We start from the raw sequence: 12,804 nt of genomic DNA on the forward strand, positions 1-12,804 counted from the left end.
AATTGACAAGTCCGCACTTGCTACTGGCTTATTCGCTATCTAGTTGTCAAGGTCCTCGGTTCGTTCGGCGGCGTTGTTTGCTGCCGACTTACTTACTCTAAGCGAAGGTTTAGGGACTGTCAAGCTCTGATTAAAGAAAAACTTGCACTTTGTCGGTTTTGTTTCGGGAATGGCTCGCGGCGACAGGGTTTGAGGGGGTTAACGAACGGCCCATTCTATTCATGCGAGGCCTTCGCCTGGGTGCCCGGAGGTGGAAAAGCCGACGATGGTTGGCTTGAGGTCGCTTGAAAGGTTGACGCCGGGTGGGGCGATCCGGTACGATTACTGATCTATTTTAGGTAAAGTGTATTCTTTAATTTGAGCAATTTGAAAACGGCAAGCGTTGTCCGAGAGGGCTGCGCATTGCCCTATTTCTGTCTGTTAGTGCCATAGGCCCTAACGTCGCTGTCGGAAATGACTACTTTAAGGGTGGTATCAATGCCTCAGAAAGCCGGTGAACGGGTAAACGTTTACCCCGGTTCCCCTTCAATCTCTTCGCAGCTTCCGGACCTGATCGAGATCCAGAAGCGCTCGTTCGAGTGGTTCTTGCGCGAGGGGTTGAAGGAGGAGCTGCTCTCCTTCTCGCCTATCGGTGACTACAGCAACCGCCTCGAGCTCCACTTCCTGACGGATTATACCCTCGGGGAGCCGAAGTATACCGTGCAAGAGTGCCGGGCTCGCGACGCAACGTTCTCGAAGCCCCTGCGCATCCCGGTCCGCCTGATCACCAAGGAGACCGGCGAGGTCAAGGAGCAGGAGATCTTCATCGGCGAGCTGCCGGTGATGACCGATTACGGCACCTTCATTATTAATGGGGCCGAGCGCGTCATCGTCTCCCAGATCGTTCGTTCGCCCGGCGTCTACTTCAAGCGCGAGACCGACCCGAGCGGCAAGAAGACCTACTCGGCCACCGTCATTCCGAACCGCGGCGCCTGGCTCAAGTTCGAGACCGACGTCAACGACCTGATCTACGTCCGCATCGACAAGACCCGCAAGCTCCTCGCTTCGGTCCTGCTGCGCGCCCTCGGCTACCAGAACGCCGAGATGCTCGACATGTTCCGTCACCGCGAGTACCTCCAGAAGACGCTCGACGCCGACAAGACCACCTCGGTCGAGGACGCGCTGATCGAGGTCTACAAGAAGCTGCGCCCGGGCGACATGCCCTCGGTCGAAGGCGGCCGTCAGGTCCTCTTCTCGCGCTTCTTCGACCCCAAGCGTTACGACCTGGGTCGCGTGGGTCGCTACAAGATCAACAAGAAGCTCGGTCTGTCCGTCGCTGAGAGCGATCGGGTCCTGGTCAAGGAAGATATCGTCGGCGCCATCGACTACCTGATCAACCTCAACTACGACATCGGTGCGGTGGATGACATCGACCACCTGGGCAACCGTCGCATCCGTTCGGTCGGCGAGCTGCTCCAGAACCAGTTCCGCGTCGGTCTGACCCGCCTCGAGCGGATCATCCGCGAGCGCATGACCATCCAGGAGGCCGACACCCTCACCCCGCAGAACCTCGTGAACGCCAAGCCCCTGGTGGCCGCGATCAAGGAGTTCTTCGGCTCGTCGCAGCTCTCCCAGTTCATGGACCAGACCAACCCCCTGGCCGAGCTCACCCACAAGCGCCGCCTCTCGGCCCTCGGCCCCGGCGGTCTGTCGCGTGAGCGCGCCGGCTTCGCCGTTCGCGACATCCACCCCTCGCACAACGGCCGCATCTGCCCCATCGAGACCCCGGAAGGTCCGAACGCGGGTCTGATCGGCTCGCTCTCGACCTACGCCCGCGTCAACGACTACGGCTTCATCGAGACCCCGCTGCGCCGCGTCATCAACGGCAAGGTCTCCGACGAGATCATCTACCTGACGGCGGATGAGGAGGACGAGTACCGCGTCGCGTCCGGCGACACGCCGCTCAACGCCGACAACACCTTCGTGGCCAAGCAGGTGCCGGTCCGCTTCAAGGCCGACTTCGCCTTCGCCGACCCCACCGAGGTCGACCTGATGGGCGTCAGCCCGATCCAGATCATCTCGGTCGCCACGGCGATGATCCCCTTCCTTGAGCACGACGACGCCAACCGCGCCCTGATGGGCTCGAACATGCAGCGTCAGGCCGTGCCCCTCGTGAAGGCCGAGCGTCCCCGCGTCGGTACCGGCATCGAGGCCCGCGTCGCGCAGGACTCCGGCATGGTCGTGCTGTGCCAGAAGCCCGGCGTCGTCACCCGCGTCACCGCCACCGAGGTGGTGGTCAAGGAAGACGAGAACGGCAAGGAGCGCACCTACAAGTTCCTGAAGTTCCTGCGCTCCAACCAGGACACCTGCATCAACCAGCGTCCCATCGTTTCGAAGGGCGACCGCGTCGAGAAGGGCAGCCCCCTTGCCGACGGCGCCGCGACCCAGCAGGGCGAGATGGCCCTGGGCCGCAACGTGCTGGTCGCGTTCATGCCCTGGGAAGGCTACAACTTCGAGGACGCGATCCTCTTGAGCCGCCGCCTGGTCCAGGACGACGTCTTCACCTCGATCCACATCGAGAAGTACGAGATCGAAGCCCGCGCCACCAAGCTCGGTAACGAAGAGATCACCCGCGAAGTCCCCAACGTCGGCGAGGACGCCCTCAAGGACCTGGACGACCGCGGCATCATCCGCATCGGCGCCGAGGTCGAGCCCGACGACATCCTCGTCGGGAAGGTCACGCCCAAGGGTGAATCGGAGCATCCCCCCGAAGAGAAGCTCCTGCGCGCCATCTTCGGTGAGAAGGCCCGCGACGTCCGTGACACCTCGCTGCGCGTCCCGCACGGCGAGAAGGGCTGGATCGTCGACGTCAAGGTCTTCAGCCGCGAGAAGAACGATGAGCTGCCCCCCGGCGTCAACATGGTCGTGCGCATCTACATCGCTCAGAAGCGCAAGATCCAGGTGGGCGACAAGATCGCCGGCCGGCACGGTAACAAGGGTATCGTCGCCCGCATCCTGCCCCAGGAGGACATGCCCTTCCTGCCGGACGGCACCCCCGTCGACATCGTGCTCAACCCGCTGGGCGTGCCTTCGCGCATGAACGTCGGTCAGACCTACGAGACGATCCTCGGCCGCGCCGCTGCGCTGCTCGACGACATCTACGGCGTGCCCCCCTTCGACGAGCAGTTCGGCGAGACCGCCTCGGACGACCTGATCCGCAACAAGATGCGGATGGCCGCCGAGAAGACCGGCTTCACCTGGCTCCAGGAGACCGGTAAGGCCAAGCTGTTCGACGGCCGCACGGGCGAGGCGTTCGATCGCCCCGTCACGGTCGGCAACATCTACATGATGAAGCTGGTCCACCTGGTCGACGACAAGATCCACGCACGTTCGACCGGTCCGTACTCGCTGGTCACGCAGCAGCCCCTGGGCGGTAAGGCCCAGTTCGGCGGCCAGCGCTTCGGCGAGATGGAGGTGTGGGCGCTCGAGGCCTACGGCGCGGCGTACACCCTCCAGGAAATGCTCACCATCAAGTCCGACGACGTTCCGGGTCGCGCCAAGGCGTACGAAGCGATCGTCAAGGGCAAGAACCTCTCGAAGCCGGGCATCCCGGAGTCGTTCAAGGTTCTCATCCGCGAACTGCAGAGCCTCGGCCTCGACATGCACGTGGCCAAGGCGGACGGTACGGAAATCGAACTCTTCGAAGAAGAGGAGATCCCGTCCCGCGGTCTGCGCACCCAACTCCTCAAGCCGGTCCTGCCCGAGCTGGGTACCGAGGCGCTGAGCTAAAGCCCTCGCGGGAGCCGCTCGCGACCGACGCGAGCGGTTCCTGTCCCAGCAACCGGACCCCTCTAGATTTAGGAGAGACTTTTGTCGGATATGAGTTCGAAGTTCGATTATATTAAGGTCGGCATCGCGTCCCCCGAGCGTATTCTCTCGTGGTCGCGCGGCGAAGTGACCAAGCCCGAGACGATCAACTACCGGACCCTCAAGCCCGAGCGGGACGGCCTGTTCTGCGAGCGCATCTTCGGGCCCGCCAAGGACTGGGAGTGCCACTGCGGTAAGTACAAGCGCGTCCGCCACAAGGGCATCATCTGCGAGCGCTGCGGCGTCGAGGTGACGGACTCCAAGGTCCGCCGCTACCGCATGGGCCACATCAAGCTGGCCGCTCCGGTCGCCCACATCTGGTATCTCAAGGGCATCCCCTCGTACCTGAGCATCCTGCTCGACATCCCCCTGCGCTCGCTGGAGGACGTCGTCTACTTCAACTCGTACATCGTCCTGGACCCGGGTAACACCAACCTCGAGAAGCGCCAGACGATCACCGAGGACGACTTCGAGAACCTCGATGCCAACCCCGAGGCCGAGTTCGTCGCCAAGATGGGCGCCGAGGCGGTCAAGGAGCTGCTGCAGTCCATGGACATGCAGGAGCTGGGCAACGAGCTCAAGAACGATCTGGCGTCGGCCACCGGCCAGAAGCGCGCCAAGATCATCAAGCGCCTGCGCGTCGTCGACGCCTTCAACGCCGCCGGTAGCCACCCCGCCGCGATGATCCTGGACGTGATCCCGGTCATCCCCCCCGACCTGCGCCCCATGGTGCAGCTCGACGGCGGCCGCTTCGCCACCAGCGACCTGAACGACCTCTATCGCCGCGTCATCAACCGCAACAACCGCCTGTACCGCCTCAAGGAGATGGGCGCGCCGGACATCATCATCCGGAACGAGATGCGCATGCTCCAGGAGGCCGTTGACGCCCTGATCGACAACGGCCGTCGCGGCCGCGCGGTCGTCGGCCCCAACAACCGCCCCCTCAAGAGCCTCTCGGACATCATCGAGGGTAAGCAGGGCCGCTTCCGTCAGAACCTGCTCGGTAAGCGCGTCGACTACTCGGGCCGTTCGGTCATCGTCGTCGGCCCCAGCCTCAAGCTGCACCAGTGCGGTCTCCCCAAGGAGATGGCGCTGGAGCTCTTCAAGCCGTTCGTCATGAACAAGCTGGTCGAGCGGGCCATCGTCCAGAACATCAAGAGCGCCAAGAAGAAGATCGAGCGCGGCGAGACCATCGTCTGGGACATCCTGGAAGAGGTCATCAAGGGCCACCCGGTCCTCCTCAACCGCGCCCCGACCCTCCACCGCCTGGGCATCCAGGCCTTCGAGCCGGTGCTCGTCGAGGGCCGCGCCATCCAGATCCACCCGCTCGTCTGTACCGCCTTCAACGCGGACTTCGACGGTGACCAGATGGCCGTCCACGTGCCCCTCTCGGTCGAAGCCCAGACCGAGGCGCGCCTCCTGATGCTCGCCTCGAACAACGTGCTGTCGCCCGCGACCGGCCACCCGATCATCACCCCCAGCCAGGACATGGTCCTCGGCATCTACTACCTCTCGGTCGAGAACCCCGGCGACACCAAGGGCCAGGGCATGTACTTCAAGGACTTCACCGATGCCCTGGCGGCTCATGCCAGCGGCCTGGTGGGGACCCATGCCAAGATCGCCGTCCGCCATACCGGTGATCGCATGGAGGCCTACGGCCCCGAGATCCTGGACCTGTTCCCCGAGGATCGGCGCGACTTCTTCCGCGCCAAGTTCGAGGCCAAGCAGATCCTGGTGACGACCGTCGGTCGCATCATCCTCAACGAGCGCCTGCCCGAGTCGTTCCCCTTCTATAACGTCATCGTCGACAAGAAGATCCTGGGCCGCATCATCATGCGCGCCTACAACGAGATCTCGAGCTCGGCGGCCGCTGAGCTGGCCGACAGCCTCAAGAACCTCGGCTTCAAGTGGGCGACCCGCGCCGGCGTCTCCATCGCCATCGCGGACCTGACGGTCCCCCAGGACAAGAAGGCGATCCTCAAGGCCGCCGAACAGCAGATCGAGTCGTCGCGCACGGCTTACCTGCGCGGCGAGATCACCGAGGTCGAGCGTCACGCCCACGCCATCGACACCTGGGCCGAGACCACCGAAGTCCTGACCGCCAAGGTCGTCGAGGACTTCGATCGCCTCAACTCGGTGTACATGATGGCCTTCTCCGGCGCCCGCGGTAACCTCTCGCAGGTCCGTCAGCTGGTCGGGATGCGTGGCCTGATGGCCGATCCCTCGGGCCGAATCATCGACCTTCCGATTAAGTCCAACTTCCGCGAAGGCCTGAACGTCACCGAGTACGTCATCTCGTCGTACGGCGCCCGTAAGGGTCTGGTCGACACGGCGCTGCGTACCGCGGACTCGGGCTACCTGACCCGTCGTCTGGCGGACGTCGCTCAGGACGTCATCGTCCGCGACGACAACTGCAACACCGACCGCGGCCTCAAGCTCAGCCCGATCAAGGACGGCGACATCGTCGTCATCCCCTTGATCGATCGCCTCGTCGGCCGCGTCATCAACGAGGACCTGGTCTCCACCAAGACCGGCGAGGTCCTGTTGCCCAAGGGCACCCTGGTGCTCCCCGAGATGCTGGACCTGTTCAAGGCCGCCGAGCTCGACCACCTGCTCGTTCGCTCGCCGCTCACCTGCCAGAGCAAGCACGGCGTCTGCCGCTACTGCTACGGCTGGAGCTTGACCAACAACAAGCTGGTCGACATCGGCGAGGCGGTCGGCATCATCGCGGCCCAGTCGATCGGTGAGCCCGGCACCCAGCTGACCATGCGTACGTTCCACACCGGCGGCGTCTTCACCAAGGGCGCTTCCAACACCGCCCTCAAGACCAAGCAGGCCGGTACCGTGGAGCTCGGCGACGTCAGCACCCGCGAGTTCCGCACCAAGCACGGTCAGATCGTCCTGGTTACCGACAAGGAAGCCACGATCAAGATCAAGGGCGCCAAGAAGAGCCAGGAGATCGTCGTCCCCGTCGGCTTCGACATCAAGGTCAAGGACGGCGAGCACGTCTCGGCCAACACGATCGTCGCCGACAGCGTCGCCGGCTCCACCGCGGCCTCGCGCAAGAGCCTTGAGCGCAGCTTCAAGGACATCTCCGCCGACGTCGGCGGCCAGGTCGAGTTCGCGGGCTTCGTCTCGGAAGCCAAGAAGGACCGCCAGGGCAACGAGTCCAAGACGGCCAACCGTGCGGGCATCATCTGGGTGCTCCAGGGCGACGTCTTCAACATGCCCGCCGGCGCCACCCTCCAGATCAAGGACGGCCAGGCGGTCAACGAGCTCGACGTGATCGCCGAGACCACGGTCGCCACCGAGCACGGCGGCACCCTGCGCCTGGGTTCGGACATCGTCCTCGAGACCGTCGACGGCAAGGCCGTCGTCAAGGGCGGTCGCGACATCGCGATCGTCACCGCGGAGCTCGCGGCGACCGACTGCGACGTCCTGCCCGGCAAGAAGGAGCCCATCCTGCGCGTCGGCACCGAGGGCCGTGAGCGGACCTACACCCTGAAGGTCGCGGACGGTCAGCGCGTCGAGAGCGAAGCGATCATCGCCGAGAGCGTCGAGGAAGGCCTCCAGGCCCCCTCGGGCGGTGAGATCCGCTACGTGGACGTCCACACCGCCGAGCGTCGCCTGGTGACCAAGACCAGCAAGCTGCTCTTCATCCCCGAAGACCACCTGTCGGTCAACAAGGACATCTCGCTGCTCAACACCCGCCAGAAGGACAAGCCCGAGTCGGGTCTGTTCGCCACCGGCGACGAGGTGAAGGCCGGCGACGAGATCGTCAAGGACATCACCGCCAAGAACAACGGCGTGCTCGAGATCGTCGAGGACAACAACATCGTCCGCGAGCTGATCATCTACCCCGGCACCCGCTACGAGGTTCCCCTCGAGCTGGAGCTCAAGGTCGATGACGGCAAGCTGATCGACGCGGGCACCGAGCTCGCCGAGGGCATCAAGGCCAAGGAAGCGGGCGTCATCCGCATCCTGCCCATGCCCGAGGACGCCACCAGCCAGGTGGTCGTGGTCCGCAAGACCATGGAGCTGACGGTCACCCCCGAGGTGGAGCCCATCGCCTTCAACGCGACCTCCGACGACATCGGGCTGGCCTTCTTCACCCGCCTCTTGGTCAAGGACGGCGAGCGCGTCAAGAATGGCGCGCCCATCGCCAAGACCGAGGTGGTCCTCAAGATCACCGGCGGCCTGGCGCACCTGGCCGGCAAGGTCGAGCTCCCCGAGCTCGGCACCGAGGAGCGCGGCGGCTTCAAGATCACCATCCTGGAGTCCATGAACCTGCGCCGCGACATCCCCGCGCTCGCCAAGCGCGCCGATCAGCGCGAGCAGACGGCCGTGACCTACCTCCTGGTCGAGCCCGGCGCGATCGTCAAGCCCGGCACCACGGTGATCCGGACCGAGATCCTGTCGCACGCCTCGGGCACGGTGCAGTTCCCCGCCGGGGACACCTCGCGCCTGATCATCGTGACCCCCGACCTGGAAGCGGCCGTCAAGGTTGCCAAGCCTGGCGTCGAGGATGGTTCGTTCGTCCAGGAAGGCGCCGACCTCGGTGGCGGCGTGCTTGCGCCCGTCTCGGGCAAGGTGCGCCTCGCGGACGGCACGGTCTACATCCGTCACGCTCGCCCCTACCTCATCTCGATGGGCACCCAGCTGCTCACCGACGACGGGGACATGGTGATGCGCGGCGAGACCCTCGCCACCCTCATCTACGACCGCGTCAAGACCGGGGACATCATCCAGGGTCTGCCCCGCGTCGAAGAGCTGCTCGAGGGCCGCAAGCCCAAGGAGAGCGCCCTCATCGCCGAGCACGGCGGTGTGGTCAAGCTCCTGTCGGATCCCGACGAGGCGACCAAGGTCTACGTGGTCACCGAGACGGGTGAGGAAGAGTACGCCTTGCCCCCGGGCAGCCGCCTGGTGGTCAACGACGGCGAGACGATCGAGGCCGGCGATCTGCTGACCGAAGGTCCCGTCAACCCCCACGACGTCCTGCGCATCATGGGCGTCGAGGCGGTCCAGAAGTACCTGGTCGACGAGGTCCAGATGGTCTACCGTTCGCAGGGCGTCGAGATCGGCGACAAGCACGTGGAGGTCATCGTCCGTCAGATGTCCCGCAAGATGCGGGTCGACGATCCGGGCGACACCACCATGCTGCCCGGCGAGCTCGTCGACTCCCTCGACGTGGAGCGCCTGCAGGCCGAGGCCCTGGAGCGCCAGGGCACTCAGGCGGTCGTGCACCCGATCCTCTTGGGTATCACGAAGGCCTCGCTCAACACCGAGAGCTTCGTGTCCGCCGCCTCCTTCCAGGAGACGACCCGCGTCCTCACCGAGGCCGCGATCGAAGGGAAGAAGGACTGGCTGCACGGTCTCAAGGAGAACGTGGTCATCGGTCGCCTGATCCCGGCCGGTACCGGCTTCTTCCAGGTTGAAGAGGAGCCCGAGGCGCCGATCGCCGAACCGATGCTCATCGGTTCGCCCGAAAGCCTCTCGTAGTGCGATCGGGAGCGGGGCCATGGGTTGACTCCTTGGCCTCGCTCCCGTATACTCCGTGATCGCGCCATTAGTATTAAAGTTAGATTAAACATCCACACGCGTTTTGGATTACTTTTGGAGGTAAATCCGTTGCCCACGATCAGTCAGCTTGTTCGTAACGAGCGAGAGAAGGTCCTCTACAAGACCAAGTCCCCGGCGCTTCAGGCTTGCCCGCAGCGTCGCGGCGTTTGCACCCGTGTCTACACGACCACGCCCAAGAAGCCCAACTCGGCGCTCCGCAAGGTCGCCCGCGTCAAGCTGACGAACCAGATCGAGGTCACCAGCTACATCCCTGGCGTCGGCCACAACCTGCAGGAGCACTCGGTGGTGCTGATCCGCGGCGGCCGTGTCAAGGACCTGCCTGGTGTTCGCTACCACATCGTGCGTGGCACGCTCGATACCTCCGGGGTCAAGGACCGCAAGCAGGCCCGTTCGAAGTACGGTGCCAAGCGTCCGAAGCCCGGCCAGGCCGCTGCCGCCGGCAAGAAGAAGTAGTTTTTAAAAGGAGATAAGGTATGCCGCGTCGCGGAAAAATCGTCAAGCGCGCCCCGGTGGCGGATCCCATCCTCGGGAATCCGCTCGCTACGCGTTTCATCAACAGCCTCATGGAGAAGGGCAAGAAGAGCCTCGCCGAGAGCATCTTCTACGGCGCCCTGAACCAGGCCGGCGAGAAGCTGGGCAAGGAGCCCGGTGAAGTCTTCTCGAAGGCCCTCAAGAACGTCACCCCCCTCGTCGAGGTCAAGCCTCGCCGCGTGGGTGGTGCCACCTACCAGGTGCCGGTCGAGGTCAAGCACGAGCGCGGCACGGCGCTCGCCATCCGCTGGCTGATCACCAACTCCCGCAAGCGCAGCGGCAAGCCGATGATCGAAAAGCTCGCGCTCGAGATGGGTGAGGCCTTCCAGGGGACCGGTCCTTCGGTCAAGAAGAAGGAAGACACCCACAAGATGGCTGAGGCTAACAAGGCGTTCGCCCACTACCGCTGGTAGGCCGGCTAACGGGATCCCCGACTGGCTTGGCAAGGCGCCGGGCCGGATGGTTCAAGGAGGCAAGTAGGCTTTATGCCTAGGCAATTCCCACTCGCGAAAACCCGTAACATCGGGATCGCCGCTCACATCGACGCCGGTAAGACCACGACGACCGAGCGTATCCTCTACTACACCGGCCGGACCCACAAGATCGGTGAGACGCACGAAGGTTCTGCGACCATGGACTACATGGCCCAGGAGCAGGAGCGCGGCATCACCATCACGTCGGCGGCCACCACTGCCACGTGGAAGGATCACCGCATCAACGTCATCGACACGCCCGGCCACGTGGACTTCACCATCGAAGTCGAGCGTTCGCTGCGCGTGCTCGACGGCGTTGTGACCGTCTTCTGCGCGGTCGGCGGCGTCCAGCCCCAGTCCGAGACCGTGTGGCGCCAGGCCAACCGCTACGGCGTTCCCCGCATGGTGTTCGTCAACAAGATGGACCGCATCGGCGCGGACTTCTTCCGCGTCATGGACATGATGAAGGACCGCCTCAAGGCGAACGTCGTGCCCATCCAGTTCCCGATCGGCGCCGAGGATACCTTCAAGGGCATCGTCGACCTGGTCAAGATGAAGGCCTTCATCTACACCAACGACCAGGGCACCGACATCCAGGAGACCGAGATCCCGGCCGACCTGCTCGACGACTGCAAGATGTGGCGCGAGCAGATGGTCGAGGCGGCTGCTGAGAGCGACGACGAGCTCCTCAACAAGTACCTGGAGACCGGCGAGCTGAGCGAGGAAGAGATCAAGCTCGGCCTGCGCAAGGGCACCATCGCCAACCGCATCGTGCCTGCGACCTGCGGCTCGGCCTTCAAGAACAAGGGCGTCCAGCTGATGCTCGACGGCGTCATCGACTACCTGCCGGCTCCGACCGACGTCGAGGACATCAAGGGCATTCACCCCGACACCAACGAGGAAGACTCGCGTCCCTCGTCGGACGAGGCTCCCTTTGCGGCCCTCGCGTTCAAGATCATCTCCGACCCCTTCATCGGGAAGCTGACCTTCTTCCGCGTGTACTCGGGCAAGCTCACCAGCGGCTCGTACGTCTCGAACGCGACCAAGGGCAAGCGTGAGCGCATCTCGCGCATCCTCCAGATGCACGCCGCGCACCGTGAGGAGATCTCCGAGGTGTACGCGGGTGACCTCGCGGCCGCCGTCGGCCTCAAGGACACCACCACCGGCGACACCCTCTGCGACGAAGCTCACCCCATCATCCTCGAGCGGATGGTGTTCCCCGAGCCCGTCATCGAGGTCGCCATCGAGCCCAAGACCAAGGCCGACCAGGACAAGCTGGGCATCAGCCTCGGCAAGCTGGCCGAAGAGGATCCGACCTTCCGCGTCAAGAACGACGCCGAGACCGGCCAGACCCTCATCGCCGGCATGGGCGAGCTGCACCTGGAGATCATCGTGGACCGCCTGCTGCGCGAGTTCAAGGTGGACGCCAACGTCGGTAAGCCTCAGGTCGCCTACCGCGAGACGATCCGCAAGACCGTCAAGCAGGAAGGCAAGTTCGTCCGTCAGTCGGGCGGTCGTGGTCAGTTCGGTCACGTCTGGCTCGAGATCGGTCCCCTCGAGGTCGGTGGCGGCTACGAGTTCCACAACAAGATCGTCGGCGGTGTCGTGCCCAAGGAATACGTTCCCGCGGTCGACAAGGGCGTCCAGGAGGCCCTCAACACCGGTATCGTGGCGGGCTTCCCCGTCATCGACATCAAGGTCACGATCTTCGACGGTTCGTACCACGACGTGGACTCGAACGAAATGGCGTTCAAGATTGCCGGTTCGATGGCGATCAAGGACGGCGTCATGAAGGCCGACCCCGTCATCCTCGAGCCCGTCATGAAGGTCGAGGTCGAGGTTCCCGAGGACAACATGGGCGACGTGATCGGCGACCTCCAGGGCCGTCGTCGCGGCATCGTCCAGGGCATGGAATCGCGCAGTGGTCTTTCGATCATCCGCATGCACGTGCCCCTCGGCGAGATGTTCGGCTACGCCACCGAGCTGCGCTCCATGACCCAGGGCCGCGGCACCTTCTCGATGGAGTTCTCGCACTACGCCGAGGTTCCTCGGAACGTGGCGGAGGGCATCATCACCAAGGCGAAGGGCGTCAAGGCCTAAGCCTGATCGAAGCTCCCCGGCAACGGGGAGCTTCGACGCAAGATCTCGCGCGGATCGCGCGATAACGATCGAGATCGGAGCGCCGTCCTTCCAAAACGGGAGGTGGCGCTGGATCCCCAATTTAGGTTAAAATAGACTTATTGTCGTTTTAAAGAACGGAGAATCAGAGAGGAACCCATGGCCAGAGCGAAGTTCGAGCGCAACAAGACGCACGTCAACATCGGCACGATCGGTCACGTCGACCACGGCAAGACCACCCTGACCGCCGCCATCA

General features: G+C 64.1%; 6 protein-coding genes. All 6 read left to right on the top strand.

The features are described 5' to 3' along the window. Positions 1–477 precede the first annotated feature (477 nt). Complete coding sequence (gene rpoB / locus J7643_19805; protein MBO9542840.1) at positions 478–3,768, top strand: DNA-directed RNA polymerase subunit beta; 3,291 nt, start codon at positions 478–480, stop codon at positions 3,766–3,768. A gap of 90 nt (positions 3,769–3,858) precedes the next feature. Further along, on the top strand, positions 3,859–9,345 hold the full coding sequence (gene rpoC, locus J7643_19810; GenBank protein MBO9542841.1) for a DNA-directed RNA polymerase subunit beta': 5,487 nt from the start codon (positions 3,859–3,861) through the stop codon (positions 9,343–9,345). Between the two features lie 129 nt (positions 9,346–9,474). Next, complete coding sequence (locus tag J7643_19815; GenBank protein MBO9542842.1) at positions 9,475–9,879, top strand: 30S ribosomal protein S12; 405 nt, start codon at positions 9,475–9,477, stop codon at positions 9,877–9,879. Between the two features lie 20 nt (positions 9,880–9,899). Continuing rightward, entirely contained in the window at positions 9,900–10,370 is a 471-nt protein-coding gene (gene rpsG / locus J7643_19820; GenBank protein MBO9542843.1) for a 30S ribosomal protein S7, read from the top strand. Between the two features lie 72 nt (positions 10,371–10,442). Beyond that, positions 10,443–12,530, top strand: a complete 2,088-nt coding sequence (gene fusA / locus J7643_19825) for an elongation factor G (protein MBO9542844.1) — start codon at positions 10,443–10,445, stop codon at positions 12,528–12,530. A gap of 177 nt (positions 12,531–12,707) precedes the next feature. Further along, positions 12,708–12,804 (top strand): hypothetical protein (locus tag J7643_19830; GenBank protein MBO9542845.1); only part of this gene is annotated, 97 nt, incomplete at its 3' end.

The organism is bacterium, assembly GCA_017744355.1.
Taxonomy (GTDB): Bacteria; Cyanobacteriota; Sericytochromatia; order S15B-MN24; family UBA4093; genus JAGIBK01.